General features: G+C 64.0%; 22 protein-coding genes. 12 read left to right on the top strand and 10 right to left on the bottom strand.

Annotated elements, in window-relative coordinates; all coding sequences use genetic code 11:
• Positions 1–17 precede the first annotated feature (17 nt).
• Complete coding sequence (locus tag EHW12_RS10310; RefSeq protein ID WP_003940930.1) at positions 18–932, top strand: CoA-transferase; 915 nt, start codon at positions 18–20, stop codon at positions 930–932.
• The gene (locus EHW12_RS10305) at positions 929–1,714 is read left to right on the top strand and encodes a 3-oxoadipate--succinyl-CoA transferase subunit B (protein ID WP_003940707.1); all 786 of its coding nucleotides are present in this window, start codon (positions 929–931) and stop codon (positions 1,712–1,714) included. The genes EHW12_RS10310 and EHW12_RS10305 overlap by 4 nt, the downstream gene beginning before the upstream one ends.
• Here EHW12_RS10305 and EHW12_RS10300 read toward each other — a convergent pair.
• Both EHW12_RS10300 and EHW12_RS10295 read right to left on the bottom strand, forming a co-directional pair.
• The gene (locus tag EHW12_RS10300) at positions 1,695–2,876 is read right to left on the bottom strand and encodes a PLP-dependent aminotransferase family protein (RefSeq protein WP_125050567.1); all 1,182 of its coding nucleotides are present in this window, start codon (positions 2,874–2,876) and stop codon (positions 1,695–1,697) included. The two genes, EHW12_RS10305 and EHW12_RS10300, sit on opposite strands and share 20 nt — an antisense overlap.
• A gap of 181 nt (positions 2,877–3,057) precedes the next feature.
• The gene (locus tag EHW12_RS10295) at positions 3,058–4,461 is read right to left on the bottom strand and encodes an NAD(P)H-quinone dehydrogenase (protein WP_003940987.1); all 1,404 of its coding nucleotides are present in this window, start codon (positions 4,459–4,461) and stop codon (positions 3,058–3,060) included.
• Between the two features lie 154 nt (positions 4,462–4,615).
• On the opposite strand from EHW12_RS10295, the gene EHW12_RS10290 reads away from it, so the two are divergent.
• Positions 4,616–5,086, top strand: a complete 471-nt coding sequence (locus EHW12_RS10290; RefSeq protein WP_003940753.1) for a gamma-glutamylcyclotransferase — start codon at positions 4,616–4,618, stop codon at positions 5,084–5,086.
• A 13-nt stretch (positions 5,087–5,099) separates the two neighbouring features.
• Here EHW12_RS10290 and EHW12_RS10285 read toward each other — a convergent pair whose 3' ends face one another.
• From EHW12_RS10285 to EHW12_RS10270, 4 genes are read right to left on the bottom strand one after another with little or no spacing between them, the layout of a single operon-like run.
• Positions 5,100–6,176 carry a hypothetical protein gene (locus tag EHW12_RS10285; protein ID WP_030535059.1) on the bottom strand — a complete coding sequence of 359 codons (1,077 nt, stop codon included), beginning with the start codon at positions 6,174–6,176 and terminating at the stop codon, positions 5,100–5,102.
• Between the two features lie 55 nt (positions 6,177–6,231).
• On the bottom strand, positions 6,232–7,380 hold the full coding sequence (locus EHW12_RS10280; RefSeq protein WP_030535060.1) for a M20 family metallopeptidase: 1,149 nt from the start codon (positions 7,378–7,380) through the stop codon (positions 6,232–6,234).
• Complete coding sequence (locus EHW12_RS10275; protein WP_003940688.1) at positions 7,377–8,537, bottom strand: M20 family metallopeptidase; 1,161 nt, start codon at positions 8,535–8,537, stop codon at positions 7,377–7,379. The genes EHW12_RS10280 and EHW12_RS10275 overlap by 4 nt, the downstream gene beginning before the upstream one ends.
• 12 nt (positions 8,538–8,549) lie before the next feature.
• Positions 8,550–9,248, bottom strand: coding sequence for an enoyl-CoA hydratase/isomerase family protein (locus EHW12_RS10270; RefSeq protein ID WP_054827235.1), 699 nt, complete (start codon positions 9,246–9,248; stop codon positions 8,550–8,552).
• A 67-nt stretch (positions 9,249–9,315) separates the two neighbouring features.
• Between EHW12_RS10270 and EHW12_RS10265 the strand changes: the two genes are divergently transcribed.
• Both EHW12_RS10265 and EHW12_RS10260 read left to right on the top strand, forming a co-directional pair.
• Positions 9,316–10,113, top strand: coding sequence for a purine-nucleoside phosphorylase (locus EHW12_RS10265; protein ID WP_030535061.1), 798 nt, complete (start codon positions 9,316–9,318; stop codon positions 10,111–10,113).
• Positions 10,110–11,702 carry a phospho-sugar mutase gene (locus EHW12_RS10260; protein WP_125050566.1) on the top strand — a complete coding sequence of 531 codons (1,593 nt, stop codon included), beginning with the start codon at positions 10,110–10,112 and terminating at the stop codon, positions 11,700–11,702. Before EHW12_RS10265 ends, EHW12_RS10260 begins: the two co-directional genes overlap by 4 nt.
• On the opposite strand, the gene upp is transcribed toward EHW12_RS10260, so the two are convergent.
• The gene (gene upp / locus EHW12_RS10255; RefSeq protein ID WP_007727319.1) at positions 11,699–12,322 is read right to left on the bottom strand and encodes a uracil phosphoribosyltransferase; all 624 of its coding nucleotides are present in this window, start codon (positions 12,320–12,322) and stop codon (positions 11,699–11,701) included. The two genes, EHW12_RS10260 and upp, sit on opposite strands and share 4 nt — an antisense overlap.
• A gap of 81 nt (positions 12,323–12,403) precedes the next feature.
• Here upp and EHW12_RS10250 point away from each other — a divergent pair, with 81 nt between their 5' ends.
• The 5 genes from EHW12_RS10250 to EHW12_RS10230 are packed head-to-tail and all read left to right on the top strand — an operon-like array spanning position 12,404 to position 15,640.
• A complete protein-coding gene (locus EHW12_RS10250) occupies positions 12,404–12,718 on the top strand; it encodes a type VII secretion target (RefSeq protein WP_007727320.1) in 315 nt (104 codons plus the stop codon).
• Positions 12,715–13,707: a C40 family peptidase gene (locus EHW12_RS10245; RefSeq protein ID WP_125050565.1), complete on the top strand. Its 993-nt coding sequence runs from the start codon at positions 12,715–12,717 to the stop codon at positions 13,705–13,707. The genes EHW12_RS10250 and EHW12_RS10245 overlap by 4 nt, the downstream gene beginning before the upstream one ends.
• 9 nt (positions 13,708–13,716) lie before the next feature.
• Positions 13,717–14,058 carry a hypothetical protein gene (locus EHW12_RS10240; RefSeq protein WP_050654874.1) on the top strand — a complete coding sequence of 114 codons (342 nt, stop codon included), beginning with the start codon at positions 13,717–13,719 and terminating at the stop codon, positions 14,056–14,058.
• Positions 14,055–14,354: a YbaB/EbfC family nucleoid-associated protein gene (locus tag EHW12_RS10235; RefSeq protein WP_007727324.1), complete on the top strand. Its 300-nt coding sequence runs from the start codon at positions 14,055–14,057 to the stop codon at positions 14,352–14,354. Before EHW12_RS10240 ends, EHW12_RS10235 begins: the two co-directional genes overlap by 4 nt.
• A gap of 47 nt (positions 14,355–14,401) precedes the next feature.
• Positions 14,402–15,640, top strand: a complete 1,239-nt coding sequence (locus tag EHW12_RS10230) for a hypothetical protein (protein ID WP_003940713.1) — start codon at positions 14,402–14,404, stop codon at positions 15,638–15,640.
• Positions 15,641–15,655: 15 nt separating this feature from the next.
• On the opposite strand, the gene EHW12_RS10225 is transcribed toward EHW12_RS10230, so the two are convergent.
• From EHW12_RS10225 to EHW12_RS10215, 3 genes are read right to left on the bottom strand one after another with little or no spacing between them, the layout of a single operon-like run.
• Positions 15,656–16,741, bottom strand: coding sequence for an adenosine deaminase (locus tag EHW12_RS10225; protein ID WP_007727325.1), 1,086 nt, complete (start codon positions 16,739–16,741; stop codon positions 15,656–15,658).
• Between the two features lie 9 nt (positions 16,742–16,750).
• Entirely contained in the window at positions 16,751–18,046 is a 1,296-nt protein-coding gene (locus tag EHW12_RS10220) for a thymidine phosphorylase (protein ID WP_003940738.1), read from the bottom strand.
• Positions 18,039–18,443 carry a cytidine deaminase gene (locus EHW12_RS10215; protein ID WP_007727326.1) on the bottom strand — a complete coding sequence of 135 codons (405 nt, stop codon included), beginning with the start codon at positions 18,441–18,443 and terminating at the stop codon, positions 18,039–18,041. Before EHW12_RS10215 ends, EHW12_RS10220 begins: the two co-directional genes overlap by 8 nt.
• Before the next feature lie 253 nt (positions 18,444–18,696).
• On the opposite strand from EHW12_RS10215, the gene sdhC reads away from it, so the two are divergent.
• Together sdhC and EHW12_RS10205 are read left to right on the top strand one after the other, a co-directional pair.
• Positions 18,697–19,101, top strand: coding sequence for a succinate dehydrogenase, cytochrome b556 subunit (gene sdhC, locus EHW12_RS10210; RefSeq protein ID WP_020969155.1), 405 nt, complete (start codon positions 18,697–18,699; stop codon positions 19,099–19,101).
• A gap of 1 nt (position 19,102) precedes the next feature.
• Positions 19,103–19,558, top strand: coding sequence for a succinate dehydrogenase hydrophobic membrane anchor subunit (locus tag EHW12_RS10205; protein ID WP_003940699.1), 456 nt, complete (start codon positions 19,103–19,105; stop codon positions 19,556–19,558).
• The last annotated feature ends 13 nt before the right edge of the window (positions 19,559–19,571 follow it).

Here is a 19,571-nt window from a genome sequence, read left to right as displayed (position 1 = left end):
CAAGAAGAGGTACACACGTGGACAAGACCCTCTCGATGAAAGAGGCCGTCGGCCGATACGTCGAAGACGGGATGACCGTTGCGCTGGAGGGATTTTCGCATCTCATTCCTTTTGCCGCGGCACACGAGATCATCCGGCAGGGCAGAAAGGACCTCACCCTCTGCCGGATGACGCCGGACATCGTTTCCGATCAACTCGTCGCCGCCGGCTGCGTCCGAAAGCTGGTTGCCTCGTTCTTCGCCAGTGGCTCCGCAGGTTCTCTGTACGAGTTACGCAGACGCATCGAGAACCAGGACCCGCTCCCCCTCGAAGTCGAGGAATACAGCCATTACGGCATGGTGTGCCGGTATCAGGCGGGAGCGGCCAGACTTCCCTTCTTCCCGCTGCGGTCGTACGCCGGTAGTGATCTACCCGCACTCAACCCACAACTGAGACTCGTCGAGGATCCGTACGGAGGCGGGAGCGTCTACGTTGTGCCGCCGTTGAATCCGGATGTGACGATCATCGGCGCACAGCGAGCGGACACGTCCGGGAACGCACAGATCTGGGGCATCGCCGGGGTGCAGCAAGAGGCCGTTTACGCCGCGAAGAAGGCGATCGTCGTTGTGGAAGAGCTTGTCGACGACGAGGTCATCAGGTCAGATCCGAGCCGAACTCTGATTCCCTCGCACGCCGTCGACGCGGTTGTCGTCTGCCCGCGCGGCGCGCACCCGTCGTACGCACAGGGATACTACGACCGCGATTGCGGCTTCTACCGACGCTGGACCGAGATTTCCAAAGACCCTTCGTTGCTGAGAAATTGGCTCGACGAGTGGGTGTACACACTCGGCGATCACGACGAATATCTCGCCAAGCTCGGAGCCGACTACTGGTCGGATCTCGAGGTCGGATCAAAACTCTCCACACCTGTCGACTACGGGAGCAGACTGTGACCACCACGATTGTCAGCGGTAACACCACCTCCACCGAAACGATCGTCGCCGTCGCGGCACGCGAGTTGGCGGGTAAGCGCCGGGTCTTCGCCGGAGTCGGGCTCCCCACGCTCGCAGTCGATCTCGCGCGCCACACGTCGAATCCGGACGTAGAACTGATCTACGAATCCGGAGTGTGCGGCGCGCATCCGTCGGCGATGGCCGAAGGTATCGCCGACTCCGTCGTGGTCTCCGGCGCCGAATCCGTGCTCAGTATGGCCGCACTCTTCGGTTATGTCCTGCAAGGTGGCAACGTCGACGTCGGTTTTCTCGGGGCCGCTCAAATCGATCGAACGGGAAGCCTGAACACAAGTTTCATCGGTGACTGGAAGAACCCGACGGTCAGACTGCCCGGAGCAGGCGGGGCCGTCGAGATCATCGCGAACGCGGCTGAGATCTTCGTCGTGATGCGTCGCCACGACCTCAGTTCCTTTCCGGCCGCGCTCGACTTCTGCACCTCACCCAGCCCCGCCCGCGCCCACGCCAGCGGAAAGGGCATCATGCCGGCAGGTGCAGGAGTGACAAAGGTGTTCACCAACCTCGGTGTCCTGACACACCAGGGCCCCGGCGGCGAGTTGGAGCTGACCAGTGTCCACGAAGGCATCTCGGTCGATCAGGTGCGAGAGGCGACGGGATGGGATCTGGCCGTCGCCGACCACGTCACCGTCACCACCCCACCGTCCGGTACGGAGATCGATCTGCTCCGCAACACTATCGACAAAGTCAGGCTGTACCTGCGGTGACACTGTCCCGGAGCCTGCCGACGGCGTCGACCAGCACCGCTTCGGGATACGTCGCGAAACACAGTCGAGCGCTTCGACCAAGGTCCGCTTCGACCGCGAAGGCCGAACCTGGGACAAATGCCACGCCATGCGCGAGCGCGGCACCCAGGAGTTCGGTGGTGTCGACGTCGTCGAGGAAATCCATCCAACAGAACATCCCGCCGCGGACCTCGGAAAAGCGTGCACGCCCACTCAATTCCGTCTCGGCGGCCGTGACCAACGCCTTCGCCCTCGCGCCGTACCCCGCTCGAAGCACGTCGAGATGCGCGTCGAACCATTCGACGTCGGAGAAGAGGTCTGCGGCGATCTGCTGGGTGAGCGAAGACCCGCACAGGTCAGCGCCTTGCTTGATCAGTTCGACCGCCTCGCAGACCTTTCGGTCGCCGTGCAGCCAGCCGACGCGCAGCGCCGGTGCCAACACTTTGGAAGCACTGGACAGCCGAATCACCCTGTCCGACAACGCCGCCAGCGGTGCTGGCGGTTTCTCGCCGAAGTACAGTTCGCCGTACGGGTCGTCCTCGAGCACCCAGAACCCGTATCGGTCCGCCAGTGCCGCCAAGTGCGCTCGCCGCTGCGCCGAAAGCACCGCGCCGCGCGGGTTGTGGAAATTGCTCACGGTGTGAACAACTTTGGGCCGAAGACCGGCGGCGAGTTCCGTCTCGAGCGCGTCGGTATCCATTCCGTCCTCGTCCAGCTGGACCGGAACGAGACGGGCCTGCGCCGTTCGAAAGACCTGCAGCGCACCGGTATATGCCGGTTCCTCCACGACCACGACGTCACCGGCGTCGAGGAGGACCTGCGCGAGCAAGCTCAAACCTTGCTGAGAACCGTGGGTGATCACGACTTCGGACACGTCGAGTGTCCGCCCGATCTTGGATGATTCGCGCTCGGCGATCACCTCACGGAGGCGCCGCAGGCCTGACGTCTCGCCGTACTGAACGGACGAGGGGTCACCGAGTGCGTCGTGGGCTGCCTTCGAGATTCGCTCCCGCGGAATGAAATCGGGATCGGGCAGTCCGCCGGCCAAGCTGATGACGTCGGGCCGGGCAGTCAGGGTGAGCAGATCGCGAATTGCAGAACTACGGAGTCCGTCCATGCGAGCGGACAGCGCGGCGTGTGTCATATGAAGCTCCCAGGCACGCAGAATGAAGGTCAGAGGAAAAACACCCTGAGCCGTCCTGGGTCAACGGGGCGGGAGAGCGCCGAGATACCGACCCTTGATTCGGTCGGTATCTCGACTATCCCACCAATACTTCAGTATATGAAACAGAGTTCCCACATTGTAAGAAGACTCTGGTCGGTTGTCAGTCCAGGTCGTCGTGACGCATGAGCTGACGAGCAGCCTCGGTGATCGATCCGGTCAGCGACGGGTACACCGAGAACGTCTGCGCCAGGTCGTTGACCGTCAGGTTGTTCTGTACGGCGATCGCGATCGGCAGGATCAGTTCCGAAGCAGTGGGTGCGACCACAACACCGCCGATGACCACGCCGGTAGCCGGGCGGCAGAAAATCTTCACGAATCCGCGACGCAAACCGGACATCTTGGCGCGCGGGTTGGTGTTGAGCGGCAACATGACGGTGCGCGCAGGCACCTCTCCGTTGTCGATCGCTGCCTGCGAAACACCCACCGTTGCAATTTCGGGGCGTGTGAAGACGGCCGACGCGACGGTCTTCAACTTGATCGGGCTGACGCCTTCACCCAGTGCGTGGTACATCGCGATACGTCCCTGCATCGCAGCCACCGACGCGAGCGGGAGCAGTCCGGTGCAGTCACCGGCAGCGTAGATACCGGAAACCGTGGTGCGCGAGACCCGGTCGACACGCAGGTATCCACCCTTGTCCAACTCGATGCCGACCCGCTCCAGGCCGAGACCGTTGGTGTTGGGGACGGAACCGACGGTCATCAGAGCGTGGCTTCCTTCGACCGTGCGGCCGTCGGAGAGCTTGACGACGATGCCCTTCTCGGTGCGCTCGACGGCGTCCGCGCGGGCGTGCTTGACGAGGGTGACACCGCGCTCGGCGAGGGCGTCCTCGAGCACGAGCGCCGCATCGGCATCCTCGCCGGGCAGAACACGGTCGCGACTGGACACGAGCGTGACCTTGACGCCCATCTCGGTGTACGCGGAGACGAACTCGGCACCGGTGACACCGGAACCGACCACGACCAGGTGCTCGGGAAGCTCGTCCAAGTCGTAGAGCTGGCGCCACGTCATGATTCGCTCACCGTCGGGCTCGGCTCCCGGGATGATGCGGGGGCTGGCGCCGGTGGCGATCAACACGACGTCTGCGTCGATGGTCTTCTGCTCGCCGCTTCCGAGCGTCGCGCGAACCTGGTGTGCTGCCATGCCGAGGAGTGGATCGGTCAGTTCGGCGGTGCCGGAGAGAACCTCGACGCCTACCGTCTGCAACCGTGCGCGAATGTCCGAGGACTGGGACAATGCGAGACTCTTGACTCGGGAGTGGATCTTCGGCAGTGACACCGAAGCCTGCTCCGGATCCAGAGTGATGCCGAGGTCGGATGCACGACGCATGTCGGTGCGGATTCCGGTGGACGCGATGAACGTCTTCGACGGGACACAGTCGAACAGCACACACGCACCGCCGACGCCGTCCGAATCGACCAGGGTGACCGTGGCCCCGTGCTGCGCGGCTACCAGTGCCGCCTCGTAGCCGGCGGGTCCGCCACCGATGATCACGATCCGGGTCATGTGTCCTCCAAGTCCTCGCGTGGCCGGCAGGGGTCTCCCGTCGACCAGTGTCACGCTATTCGAGCACCACGTGTCGCGCAGTGCTTGTACCAGATTACTTGCGTCCGGTGGTCCGCTTCGCCACACCCTCGGACCACGGTTTAGGCTTGCGCCCGTGTCGATTTATGCCGCCTACGGTTCCAACATGCATCCCGAGCAGATGTTGTTGCGCTGCCCACACTCCCCCATGTCCGGGACAGGGTGGCTGCGAGGCTGGCGCCTGACCTTCAGCGGCGAGGACCTCGGCTGGGAGGGTGCTCTCGCCACCGTGGTCGAAGATCCCGATTCCAGTGTTTTCGTGGTGCTCTACGACGTCCCGGAAGAGGACGAAGTGAGTCTGGACCGCTGGGAAGGTGCCGAACTGGGTCTGCACCGCAAGATCCGCGTGCGGGTCGACACCGCCGGCGACGCGGTACTTGCGTGGCTCTACGTCATGGATGCGTACGAAGGCGGGCTGCCGTCGGCCCGCTACATCGGTGTGATGGCCGACGCTGCCGAGATTGCCGGAGCGCCGGCCGAGTACGTACGAGAGTTGCGGACGAGAAACAGCCGCAATGTCGGTCCGGGTAACGGTGTTACCGATTAGATAGCTGTCCTGCTCAAAGCAGCAGGAAATACGCGAGCACTGCCAGTGCTGCGAGCACCACCACAACCGTCACGCCGATGAGCACACGCTTGGAACCGCGCGACTCCGATTCGCCTGCGACAACTGCAGTTTCCGGCTCGGCGGTCGCCACCCCGGCAGCGGTTTCTGCCGCCACCTTCTCGCGTCCCAGGGTGTCGAATACCTCGGTCACGTCGTGTGAAGGCGGCAATCCGATCGGCACGATAGTGTGCGACGTCGAGGTGAATCCGGCAGCCAGAATTGCGGCTCCCAGCGCAGCCGACTGCTCAGGTCCGGGACCGAGTTCACATCTGACACCGAGCTTTTCGGCAATCCCGGCCGCTATGGACATCATGGCCGCTTTGTCTGTCGCCGGTTCGCCGTCACCGGTGACGACTACGGCGTCCAGGTTCTCCGGCATCCAACCGAACGCACCCAGAGCCGTCGCGAGGCGTGAACTCGGCGAACTCCCGTCGCCGGCAAAGCCGAATGCACGGCCGGCCGCGACACCAGAACGCACGAGGGTGACCGCTGCCCCGGTGTCGTCCACGTGATAGATGCCGATGAGCGTGCCGGCGAGTGCCGCGATTTCCGACTCGAACCACGCCGACACGGCCTCGGCATCCGAGACGAGTGTGACCCGTTCGAGGCCCGCGTAGACCAGCGAATCCTGCATGAGGGCCGCTGTCGACGAGTCCCAGCGTGACGGGTAGGTCGCGACGATGTCGGGCGCTCCCCCGCTTCGACCACCACGATCGGGCAGCGGCTCGCATTCCTGCAACAGACAGCGAATCGAGGTCGCCACCAAATCCTCGGCGCGGTAACGAGTATCGGCAGTTCCCGCGACGCCACTCGGGTCCCCGACGCGACCGACAAAGCCCGACCAGCTCTCGGCGAACTCACGGCCGGCACCCAGTTGCTCGGTGCCACCGAGCACCGTCGTTCCGTCCTTGCGTTGATTGAGGATCGTGTCCCGAACCAATACCACCGGATCGGCCGAACCCGGATCGTTCGACGCAACGACAGCCGTCGACACCAATGTGCCGATTCGCACTCCCACACCTATGGACATGCCCGTACCTTCACTCGAACGACACGAAAAACGGTACCCCCGACGGGAACCGGAACTATCCCAGAACCAGGCTCGTCAGAACCTTCACACCGACGCCGAGTGCTCGCTCGTCGAGATCGAAAGTGGGTTGGTGGATGTCGAGCTGATCGCCCTCACCCGACCACACGCCGAGCCGCGCCATGGCACCCGGCACGGTTTCGAGGTACCACGAAAAGTCTTCGCCACCACCGGATTGCGGGGTGTCCGCCAAAGCATCTTGTCCGACGGTCGCGATGGCGTCCTCGAACATCCGAGTGGACACCTCGTCGTTGACGACCGGAGGCACTCCGCGACGATAGTTGAGTTGGTAGCGAACTCCGGTGGGTGCGAGCAGTCCGTGGACGATTTCTTCCACGAGCGGTTCGAGCAACTCCCAGGTGTCGTGATCGCCGGTACGTACCGTGCCCGTCATCATGCCGGTCTGCGGAATCGCGTTGGGCGCCTGACCTGCGCTGACCGCGCCCCACACCATGACGGTTCCGGTACGCGGATCGATACGACGGCTGAGCATTCCCGGCAGCCCGGTCACGACGGTGCCGAGCGCGTAGATCAGATCCGTGGTCAAATGCGGCCGCGACGTGTGCCCACCCGGAGAGTCGAGGACGACCTCGATCGTGTCGGCAGCAGAGGTGATCGCACCCAGGCGCATTCCCACCTGGCCTGCCTCGAGTCGCGGATCGCAGTGCAGAGCAAAGATTCTGGACACACCGTCGAGCGCGCCCGCGGCGATGACGTCGAGTGCTCCGCCAGGCATGACTTCCTCGGCGGGCTGGAATATCAGCCGAACCCCGACGGGAAGTTCGGGCAGCGCGGCCAGAGCCAGTCCGGCGCCGAGCAAGATGGTGGTGTGGGCGTCGTGGCCGCACGCATGGGACACACCGGGGACCGTGGACGAGTACGTCGCTCCGGTCGCCTCCTGCATCGGCAAAGCGTCCATGTCGGCGCGCAGTGCGATTCGTGGACCCTCCGGTCCGATATCGCACGTGAGACCGGTGCCACCGGGAAGGATCTTCGGCGACAATCCAGCGGCAGTGAGGCGGGTGGCGACGAATTCGGTGGTCGCGTATTCGCGGCGAGCCAACTCCGGGTTGGCATGGATGTGTCGACGCCACGCGACGAGGTCGTCGGTGTGCGCGTGAATCCACGTGTCGATTGCCGCGTTCACCGGCGATCTACCCCTTCCAACAGACGGGCGCGTTGTTCTGGATCGGACGCTACCCGGACAGCAGTGCGGGCCAACGCAATTGCACCGTCGACTACCGCTCGATCTGCGGAGGTGGTGATACACGCAGCCGCGAACTCCGGCTGATGTGTCACTGCCCCCGATGAATCCAAGCCTATGACCGGGTGAATTCCCGGAATCACATTGGTCACATTACCCATATCCGTACTACCCAGTGGACGGGAGCGCTCCCATTCCGCTGCCAGTGGCACCCGCCCGAGATCGACGATCTGTTCACGGTACGCCGCCGCCAGCCACGGATCGGGGGTCAACTCGGTGTAAGTAGGCGATACCGTGCGGATTTCGTGGGTGCACCCGGTGCCGAGTGCACCCGAGGCGAAGCACGCGTCGGCACGCTCGGACAGATTGGCCAACGACGCGGCCGTTTCGGCACGCAGGTAGTAGAGCAATTCGGACCGAGCCGGAACGATGTTGGGAGCCGTGCCGCCGTCACTGACGATTCCGTGAATCTGCTGACCTGGCTGCAGGTGCTGACGCAACAGTCCGACCGCCACCTGAGCGAGAGTCGCTGCGTCGGCGGCGTTACGACCGAACTCCGGCGCAGCAGACGCATGCGCCTCGCGACCGTGATAACTCACGGCGATGTCCGCCAAGGCCAGCGAGGTCGCACCGATGATGTCGATCGGCCCTGGATGAACCATCATGGCCGCGCCGACGCCGTCGAATGCACCACGCTCGAGCATCAGAACTTTGCCGCCACCGGTTTCCTCCGCGGGAGTACCGATCACTCGGACTGTGATCCCCAGTTCGTCGGCCACGGTAGCCAACGCGATGCCGGCCCCGACCGCGGCGGCGGCAATGATGTTGTGCCCACAGGCATGGCCGATCTCGGGCAGCGCGTCGTACTCGGCGCAGATCGCGATGACCAACTCTCCGCTGCCGTAGGTGGCATCGAAAGCCGTCGGCAGATCGACGATCCCGTGAGTGACCGCGAAACCGTGCTGCGCCAGCAGGTCCGACACTTTGGCAGCGCTGCGGAACTCCTCGAAGGCGAGTTCCGGGTCGCTGTGAATCGAATGCGACAGCGCAATCAGATCGGCCTCTACGGACCTGACTGCGCTGTCGACATTCTGGTTCACGCGATCATTGTCTCACCCGAAGGAGAAGTTGCTCTTGTCAGTCACCTGAGCGAGGTCTGCAAGAGCATCGCGGTGGATGCCTGCCTTGATTCCCGCCAAGTTCTTGCCGTGAGTCGACGTCAGTCCCGACGCCTTGGCCACAGCAGCGGCGAGCACTCCGTCGCCGTCGACCGTTTCCTGCACGATGCCCGCAGCGAGTGCGTCGGCGCCGCCGAAGCGACGCCCCGTCGTCATGGCATCGACTGCCGTCTGCTTGGGCAGACGACTGTTCAGCAGTGCAGACATCCCGACAGTGAACGGCATGTTCAGTCCCACCTCGGGCAGGCAGTAGAAGCCGCGGTCCGCGCGCATGATCTGGAAATCGTGCGAGGACGCGAGCATGGCGCCGGCGCCGAACGCGTGCCCCTGCACGGCCGCGACCGTGGCCATCGGGAAGGTCAGCAAACGGCTGTAGATGGTGTGGACCTTGTCCAGGTAGCCGGGGAGACCGTCGAGATTGCCGAAGATCCACGTCGTGTCCAGGCCGTTCGTGTAGAACTTGCCCGTCGCCGTCGTCACCAGGGCTGCGGGCCCCTCGTGCGCTTCGACCTCGTCCAACTTGCTGTGGACAGCGTCGATCCACTCAGGGCCGAAGCGGTTCTCGTTGTCCGTTTCGCCCTCGTTGCCGAGGTACAGGATGAATACGTCGCCGTCGCGTTCGAGATAAGGCATGGATGGGAGAGTAACGCCCGCCAACTCACCCGGCGAACCGACCCGACTCCTCAGTAGGGTTGCTCACATGGGAACGATCGCCGAGGCCGCCGCCGCTGCTCTGTCCGCCATGACTGGCTCTTCGTCACCGTCAGTCGCCATCGTGCTCGGGTCGGGGTGGACCGATGCCGCAGACGTGTTCGGCGACGCCGGTGCGGACGTGACAGCCGAAGTCTCGATGGCGGATCTTCCTGGCTTCGCCCCACCGTCCGCTCTCGGCCATGCGGGCACCATTCGTTCGGTGCGCGTCGGAAACACCGAAGTCCTGCTGCTGCTCGGGCGCGCGCACGCATACGAGGGCCACGATCTCGGTACCGTCGTCCACCCGGTCCGGACAGCCATTGCTGCCGGTGCCCAAACGGTCATCCTCACCAATGCGGCCGGCGGTATTGCTGAAAACTACACAGTCGGTCAACCGGTGCTGATCAGTGACCACCTGAACCTGACGGCCCGCTCTCCCCTCGTCGGCGCAGAGTTCGTCGACCTGGTCGACGCCTACTCGCCGGAACTGCGTGCGCTGGCTCGCTCGATCGACCCGGACCTTGCCGAGGGTGTTTACGCCGGGCTTCCCGGTCCGCATTACGAGACTCCGGCCGAGATTCGAATGCTTCGTACACTCGGCGCCGATCTGGTCGGCATGTCGACGGTTCACGAGACCATCGCGGCTCGCGCGCTCGGCGCTCGCGTTCTCGGCATCTCCATGGTCACCAATCTGGCCGCCGGAATCACGGGAGCCCCGCTCGACCATCAGGAAGTGCTGGCGGCAGGCAAAGCCTCGGCGGCCCGGATGGGAGTGCTGCTGCGTCAACTGGTCGAGCAGCTGTGACACCACTGAACGTCACCGAGTGGATCGACGCCGATCCGGACCCAGATACCCGCGCAGAATTAGCAGCCCTTTCGGAACATGAACTGACCGAACGCTTTTCCGCACCACTGACGTTCGGCACTGCTGGGCTTCGCGGGCCGGTGCGCGGCGGACCCAACGGAATGAACCTCGCGGTCGTCATCCGGACCACGGCCGGTCTGGCGGCCTGGCTGACAGCTCGCTGCCAGGGCGGGTCCCGCGTTGTGGTCGGCCGCGACGCCCGGCTCGGTTCAGAGGCATTTGCTCTGGCCGCCGCCGAGGTCATGGCAGCCGCCGGGTTCGAAGTGACCCTGCTCCCCCGCCCACTGCCGACACCGCTGGTGGCGTTCGCGGTGCGCAGGCTCGGGGCAGCGGCAGGTATCCAGATCACCGCCTCCCACAATCCTGCCGCCGACAACGGTTACAAGGTGTATCTCTCGGGCGGAGCGCAACTCGTCTCCCCCGCCGATCGTGAAATCGAGAGCGAGATCGCTCGCATCGGTAGTGCCGCCGACGTCGCGCGAGCATCGGTGATTCCGGCCGACGATTCTCTGGTCGAGGAGTACATCGCCCGCATCGCGACCCTCCCGCACGGCGACGCCCGCTCGATCCGGATTGCGCTCACGGCAATGCACGGCGTCGGCGGCGAGACTGCGAACGCGGCTCTGCGAGCAGCCGGATTCGAGGACCTGCACGTCGTGGCGGAGCAGTTCGATCCCGACCCCACGTTTCCGACCGTCGAGTTCCCCAATCCCGAAGAGCCCGGCGCCGCAGACCGCCTGCTCGCCCTTGCCCGAAGTGTCGACGCGGATCTGGCGATCGCACTCGACCCGGATGCCGACCGCTGCGCCGTCGGAGTTCGCGACGGTGATCAGTGGCGCATGTTGCGCGGCGACGAAACCGGGGTGCTCCTGGCCGACCACGTACTGAGCACGGCGCCCGAAGATTCGTTCGTGGCGACGACGATCGTCTCCTCGACCCTGCTCTCGAAGTTGGCGAAAGCCCGCGGAGCCAGGTTTGCGCAGACACTCACCGGATTCAAGTGGCTCACGCGCGCCGGCGACGGACTCGTCTACGCCTACGAGGAAGCGATCGGGCACTGCGTCGATCCGGATGTGGTGCGGGACAAGGACGGAATCTCGGCTGCCGTGCTGGTGGCCGACTTGGCTGCCACCCTCGCGGGCAGCAACAGAACCCTGTTGGACGTTCTAGGCGACTATGCCGTCGAATTCGGACTGCATCGTGGGGACCAAGTATCCCGCCGCGTCGAGGATTCGAGCGACATCGCCGAAATGATGAAACGACTACGCGCCGATCCGCCAAGCCAACTCGCGGGCGAGCCGGTCACCGTCGAGGACTTGGCCGAGGTTCGCGCTGGTATGCGCACGGACGCAGTGATATTCGACGGACCGTCGATCCGCGTGGTGGTGCGACCGTCCGGCACCGAGCCCAAGCTCAAGTGTTATCTCGAAGTTGTCGTCCCGGTGGCGAACCGCGACGACCTCGCGAACGCACTAGAGCAGGCGAAGGCCCGGCTCGCCGAACTCCGAACCTTCGCCCTTTCGCTCTAGCGGGGTCCGAACTGCCGATCGCCGGCGTCACCGAGACCGGGGACGATGAAAGCGTTCTCGTCGAGTCCGTCATCGATGCTCGCGATGACCAGACGAACCGGGTGGCCGGACGCTGCCAGCGCGTCGACGCCGGCCGGAGCGGCCACGACGCACACTGCCGTGACGTCGGTCGCGCCACGCGCAACCAGCAAGTCGATGGTGTGCACCATCGAACCACCGGTGGCGAGCATCGGATCGAGCACGAACACCGGGATCCCGGACAGATCCGCCGGCAGGGATTCGAGGTACGGAACCGGCTGATGTGTCTCTTCGTCACGTGCCATTCCGACAAAGCCGACGCCGGCCGACGGAATCAGCGCACTCGCCTGTTCGACCATGCCCAGACCGGCCCGCAGCACCGGTACCAACAACGGCGGCTTCGCGAGCCGGATGCCCGTCGTCGCTGCTACCGGGGTGTCGACCGGAAATTCCTCGACCTCCGCGTCACGCATGGCCTCGTAGACCAGCATGTGCGTGAGCCTGCGAAGTGCGGAACGAAAAGTCGCGTTCTCACTGCGTGCATCACGCATTGTCGTCAAGAGGGCCGCCGCGAGCGGATGGTCGACTACGTGCGTTTGCATGACCATCAGAATAGTTCCTCGGGAACCGGAGCACCCCGCGCGGCGTCCAAGAAGGAGTAAGCGCAACGGGGGGAAGACAAGTTGACAAATCTGGATCTGGACACTGAAAGCATCGCGGAGTTCGCCACGCGGTTGGGCACTGTTGCCGACAACGTCGCGCAAGCTCGACAGGACGCGGCGGGTGGCGATCACTTGGCTCTGTCCACTGTGCTGGGGCTGATCGGCGGCGACTTCGTCGATGTCGCGAGCCGAGCACAGCAAGCGCACATCGACGACATCGATCGACTGTCCGCTGTGATCTCCAGCGTCCAGTCAGCCACCCGCGACGCTCACGCCGTCTATCTCGACTCCGAGGAATCGGTACGAAGGACTCTCGCTGAAGCCGCACGCTCATGATCGACGTCGACGCACTCGCACGACCGATCATCGACCTGGTCGACACTGTCGGGACTGGTGTCCCCAGCACAAATGGACCTGACGTCGGCATCCGAATCGCCACGGACGCCCTCGAGATCGCCTACCAACTGGGAAGCGCTGCTCTGAGCGAACTGGCGTCCTCTCAGAGCTCGTCCACGGCACTCACCGCTGCGGTGACCAAAACCGAGCAGACGCAGACGTCGACGCGAAACCTCGCCGATCGTGGGACCGACATCGCCGGCGTCGTGGACGAAGCGACAACGTCCGTGTACGCGGGAATGACCGAACTCGGTGAGATTCTCCAGTCCTTTCTGACACTCGCGATCAAGGCCGGGCCGACGCTGATGACACCGACGGGCCAATTGATGTTGTTGTCGGCCGCGTTGGAGCACCTCGGACGCGCGGTATTGGTTATCGAGCGGGTACGCGGTGAGTTGGCCGGGTCGACCGACAAGATGTCCGCACTCGTCCCGTCCGTCCCGATACCCGATCCCGCACCTGGGGTCTCCGAGTCGGCGGGTGGTTCCGGTTCCGCAAGTGGTTCCGGTTCCGCAAGTGGTTCCGGTTCCGTCGGTGGCGTTGAGGTCGAACTTCCCGACGGCTCGATTGCCACCGCACCGAACGCCGAGGCCGCTGCTGCCGTACGCAACGCGCTCACTCAACAGGGTGTCCCGTACGCCTGGGGAGGCACGACACCCGGAGTCGGTCTGGACTGCAGTGGTCTGACTCAATGGGCGTACGGCCAGGCCGGAGTCGATATTCCGAGGTTGGCTCAGGAACAGGGAATCGGGAACCAGGTCGATCAGAACAATCTGATGCCGGGCGACCTCGCGGTCTGGGACGGACACGTCGCCATGGTGATCGGCAACGGTCAGATGGTCGAAGCCGGCGATCCTGTCGAGATCAGCGCCATCCGAACCACGAACAGCGGCATGGGCTTTCACGGCTTCTACCGTCCGACGGAATGACAGGGAATCATGCCCGAGAACAAGCGCGAATCACCGCCGATCATCACAGCCGTAGCCGTCAACCGCAACGGAACCATCGCGGTCCGCGCCACGGAGCACGCCGTGCCCGTGGACCTGAGGATCAGCCAGGACGAACTGCGGTACGGCGGGCAGCGGTTGGCGCAGCAGATACTCACGCTGTGCTCACATGCAGCAATCGAAGCCGGCGCCCGCCATCGTGTGGAGCTCGAGGAGACCGGAGTCCCGGCAGCGATCCTCGATCGGCTCGGTCTCCCGACCCGAGACGAACTGGCCGATGTCGACGCCGCCGAGGGCCAGAACCTTCCGTCGAGCTGGATGCGTTCGATATGAGCGAGATTGATCGAATCATGGAGCTGGCGAAACACCGGACGGGACTCTTGCAGGACGCCGTCGACGGGGTCGGCGCTCTGCGGGTAGTCGTCTCGAGCGAGGGTGGGATAGTCACGGCGACTGTCGACGGGCTGGGCGCTCTGGTCGACCTACGGATCACCGACGCAATCACCGCGATGAATTCTCAGACGGTGGCCGCATTGACGGTGGCCACGATTCACCAGGCAGTTCAACAGTCCAACGACGAACGCGAGCGACTGGTCAGTGAGCTCCGAGTAGCCCTGAAACAAACGTGACGAACCCCCGCTATGCCTTTCGCGCTGCGGTGGATAGGCTTCCGCCCATGGCTGGAGACATCGTCCCTATCGAAATCGGACTCACCGACGGAGACCTCGTCACTTTGTGGGCACCTCGCTGGCGCGAGGGCGACGACGAGTGGGAAGCGTTTCTCGGCCATGAGGAAGACCTCTACGGGTTCTCCTCCGTCGCGGAACTCGCGGCCTTCATCCGAACGGACTCCGACAACGACCTGGTCGAGCATCCGGCGTGGGCCGTCGTCTCCGGACTGTCGGCAGCCGAGTTGGAACCGGAAGAGAACTTCACGTTCGACTTCGTCGGCGTGCCGGAACTGGCCGCAGGTGACCCTGAGGCACTGGTGGTCTCGGAACTCGAAGACACCCTGAACATGGCTCGCAACATCGGTGAGGTGTGCGAACTCGACGCGGTCATCCGCTTCTTCAGCGGCCATCCGGTACTCGGCGCGCTTGCCACCGGCGCCGGCACCTTCGAAGGCCGCGAAGGCCTGGAGCTGTGGGACCAGGTCGGCGCTGCGATCGTCAAGGACTGGGACGCCGTTCTCGACGCCATCGACAAGGTGGTCACCTCCCCGAAGGTCGATGCAGCTGCTGTGGCGGTCGCCGAAGCTGAACTGCTCGCTGCCGCCGAGAACACCGTCGACGCCGACGATGTCGCCGAGGAGGGCGAGGACGAGGAATTCGACGAAGACGACCTCGAAGAGGACGAAGACGAAGTCGAGACCTTCTGGGGCGAGGTCGGTGTCGACCCGATCCGCATCATCACCTCGGCCGAGACGTTCTACACTCTGCGCTGCTACATGGGAGATCAGGCGATCTTCCTCGGCAAGGACGGACTGATCACCGTCTTCCGTAGCGAGCGCGCACTCGCTCGCTACCTCGCCGACAACCACGAACACGATCTCTCGCAGGTCAGTACGTACGGCGAAATTCAGAATGCGGCCGTCGACGGTTCACTCGAAATCGAGGTCACGGACGAGAACGTCTACGTTCTGCCCGGTATCGCCGACGACCTCGCCCAGGGCCCGGACGTCGTAGATGCCGAGCAGCTGGAACTCGCCGTCGAATTGTTCACCGATGCAGCAGATTTCGCCGACGACGACTCCACCGAGGAGGCTCTGTCCGCGTCGAACGAGCTGGGTTGGTACGTCTCGTACCTCCTCAACCCCGATCCGTCGCGGATGGCTCCGAGTGCGCCGTTCACCAAGGAATCCGAGGCCTGGCGCGAACTCGAGCGCGAGTTCGAGGCCCGGCTTCGATCTGAGTAGTCGGGCGCACGTCATCTAGCCGATGAGCACGGCGTAGCCCGGCTTGATGACGTCGTCGATCAACGCGAGGCGCTCGTCGAACGGGATGAAGGCCGACTTCATCGCGTTGATGGTGAAGCGTTCGAGATCGGTCCATCCGTAACCGAAGGTCTCGACCAACGCGGCCATTTCCCGGCTCATGGTGGTGTCGCTCATCAGCCTGTTGTCGGTGTTGACGGTCACTCGGAAGCGCAAGTCCGCCAAGAGTCCGAACGGATGGTCCGCCAGGGCGGCTACGGCTCCGGTCTGCACGTTCGAACTCGGGCACAGTTCCAGGGGAATGCGCATGTCACGGACGTAGTTCGCGAGCCGACCCAACTCTGCCCCACCTGGCACGCCTACGTCGATGTCGTCAACGATCCGCACGCCGTGGCCCAACCGATCCGCTCCGCAGAAGGCGATGGCTTCGTGGATCGACGGCAACCCGAAAGCCTCACCCGCGTGAATCGTGAAGTGGGCGTTCGCGTCACGCATGTACTCGAACGCGTCGAGGTGCCGGCTCGGTGGGTTTCCGGCCTCGGCGCCGGCGATGTCGAAACCGACAACCCCGCGGTCCCGGAATCGCACAGCGAGTTCGGCGATCTCCCGCGACCGCGCGGCATGCCTCATCGCCGTGAGAAGACAGCCGATGCGGATCTCCCGTCCCGCGACCCTGGCAGCGGATTCGCCGGCCCGGAAACCTTCGAGAACGTGCTCGACGACCTCGTCCAAACTCAGGCCTTGTTCCAGGTGCTGCTCGGGCGCAAAACGGATCTCGGCATAGACGACGTTGTCGTCGGCCAGATCCTCGGCACACTCACGTGCCACCCGTGCGAGCCCTTCGGGGGTCTGCATCACGGCGACTGTGTGCGCGAACGTTTCGAGGTAGAGCTCGAGCGATCCACTGTCAGCGGCAGTTCGGAACCATTGCGCCAGTTCGGATGCCGTATTCGCCGGCAGCTCGTCGTAGCCACATTGCTCGGCCAGTTCGAGAACGGTCTCGGGTCGGAGTCCTCCGTCGAGATGATCGTGGAGAAGAACTTTGGGTGCGCTGCGGATCGTGGTCAACTCCGGTGCGTTCATTCGCCAACGCTAACGCGAATCACCCACAATTCGCTCGATGAGCAACGGTCGCGAAACGGTGTCGGAATCGGTCCCGATCGACCATCCACCGCCGAGGCTTCGTCGCGCTGCATCAAATCTCTCGGGAGTGTCGGTGTGCAATGTCATCAGCTTCTGCCCGGCACGGACCACGTCGCCAGGCTTTGCATGCATCTCGATGCCGGCACCGGCCTGAACGGCTTCGCCCTGCCGTTCGCGTCCGGCTCCCAGTTTCCAGGCCGCGATGCCCACCGCCATGGCGTCGAGTCGGGTCAGTACGCCGTCTCGGTCCGCGGTGACGACGTCGCTGTGCCGGGCCACCGGCAGCGTCGCGTGTGGGTCCCCACCTTGTGCGGCGATCATCGCGCGCCACCGGTCCATTGCCGTGCCGTCGGCCAGTTTGTCGGCGGGGTCGATACCGTCGATCCCAGCCGCGGACAGCATCTCCCGAGCCAGGACCAGGGTCAGCTCGACGACGTCCGACGGCCCGCCGCCTGCCAGCACCTCGACGGATTCACGTACCTCGAGGGCGTTGCCCGCCGTCAATCCGAGCGGGGTGTCCATCCCGGTGATGAGAGCGCTTGTACGCACGCCGGCGTCGTTGCCAAGCTCGACCATCGTACGTGCCAACTCTCGCGCGTCGCCGAGGTCCTTCATGAACGCTCCGGAACCGACCTTGACGTCGAGCACCAGGGCGCCGGTTCCCTCGGCAATCTTCTTGCTCATGATCGAACTTGCGATCAGCGGAATGGATTCCACCGTTCCGGTCACGTCGCGCAGCGCGTAGAGCTTCTTGTCCGCGGGGGCCAGATTCGCTCCGGCAGCGCAGATCACCGCGCCGATTTTCGGATCCGAGAGAATGTCGACCATCTCCGTCGCCGTGAGCTCGGCTCGCCAACCTGGAATGGCCTCGAGCTTGTCGAGAGTTCCACCGGTGTGGCCGAGTCCGCGGCCCGACAACTGCGGGACTGCAAGACCACAGGCAGCGACGAGGGGTGCAAGCGGAAGGGTGATCTTGTCCCCCACTCCACCGGTCGAATGCTTGTCGACGGTGGGCAGCGGCAAGTCCGAAAAGTCCATCCTCCCGCCGGATTCGATCATGGCCTCGGTCCATCGGCCGGTCTCTGCTCGCGACATTCCGCGGAAGTAGATCGCCATCGCGAGCGCCGACATCTGCTCGTCGCCGACGATCCCCTGTGTGAACGCCTGAACTATCCAGTCGATCTCGGTTCCCGACAGCTCGCGGCCGTCACGCTTGGCGCCGATGATGGAAACTGCGTCAAACATGGCGGAGCCCCTCTGCTTGTTCCGGCCCGAAAGCATCAGGCAACAGCTCGCTCAGCGGCTTGAACCCACTGCTCGTGTCGACAAGCATCTCACCCCCGCCGTGCTCGAGGAGAAGCTGTCTGCACCGGCCGCACGGCATCAGAATCGAGCCCTTCGCGTCACAGCACGTGAAGGCAATCAGCCGGCCACCCCCGGTGGCGGCCAAGTTACCGACGAGTCCACATTCGGCGCACAGGCTCAAACCGTATGAGACATTTTCCACATTGCATCCTGAGACGATCCGACCATCGTCTACCAGGGCCGCTGCACCCACCGCGTACCCCGAGTACGGCGCATAGGCGTGCCGCATGACCACTTGCGCGTTGTGCCGCAACAACTTCCAGTCGATGTCACCCATGGTTCGTTATCCAATCACGCCGACTGAATGGATGCAGAAACCACGCCGAAACCGTCTCGGGGAGATTGGAAAGGCAAACCTTACAAAGAGTTTGGTACGCGTACGAATCCCGCATCTGATTAGTTCCCGGTTTCACATAGGTTTAGAGTCTGAGTCAAGTCGGTTCAGGATCCCGTCGAGCCCGGGCTGAGGTACATCGAAGCTCTCTGCAGGCTCGACGCGTCCACCAATGACGTTGGAGGCACAGCACTCGATGAGTACTACGACTGAAGCCGCTCCTCAGAAGGAGCGCACGAGGTCGCTTTACCGGGGCGACCCCGGAATGTGGTCCTGGGTTCTACACCGGATCACAGGCGTCGCTACTTTCTTCTTCCTATTCGTACACGTTCTCGATACGGCACTCGTTCGGGTCAATCCCGATACGTACGACGCCGTCATCGACACGTACAAGAACCCCCTCGTCGGCCTCATGGAGATCGGCCTCGTCGGCGTAGTCCTCTACCACGCCCTCAACGGCGTGCGCGTGATGTTGGTGGACTTCTGGTCGAAGGGCCCGAAGTACCAGCGCGTCATGCTCTGGACCATTCTGACGATCTGGTTCCTGGTGATGATCCCAGGCGCCGGACGCATCCTCATCAACATGTTTGCGGAGCACTGACATGGCGACTACTCACGGACCCGAAGCCAAGAGCCTGGGCACCTCATACGACCGTCCCGCAAGCCTGGACAACCCGCGGTCCCCGCGCGCGAAGGCTCGGAACAACTTCGAGTTGTACGCATGGCTCTTCATGCGCTTCTCCGGCGTCGCCCTGATCGTTCTGGTCCTGGGCCACATGTTCATCATGCTGATGCTCGACGGTGGCGTTCACCGTCTGAACTTCGCGTTCGTCGCAGGTCGCTGGTCCAGCCCGTTCTGGCAGTTCTGGGATCTGACGATGTTGTGGCTCGCACAGCTGCACGGCGGTAACGGTCTGCGCACGGTCATCGCGGACTACTCCCGCAAGGACTCCACGCGCTTCTGGCTGACCACGATCCTCGTTCTCTCGATGATCCTGATCATGGGCCTGGGCACGTACGTCATCTTCACCTTCGACCCCAATATCTCGGCGAGCTAGGGGAGCACAGACT

Origin of the sequence: Rhodococcus sp. NJ-530 (genome assembly GCF_003860625.1) — a bacterium.
GTDB lineage: Bacteria > Actinomycetota > Actinomycetes > Mycobacteriales > Mycobacteriaceae > Rhodococcus_F > Rhodococcus_F qingshengii.
The sequence above is the reverse complement of the archived record's forward strand: the minus strand, read 5'-3'. Positions and strand labels throughout refer to the sequence as shown.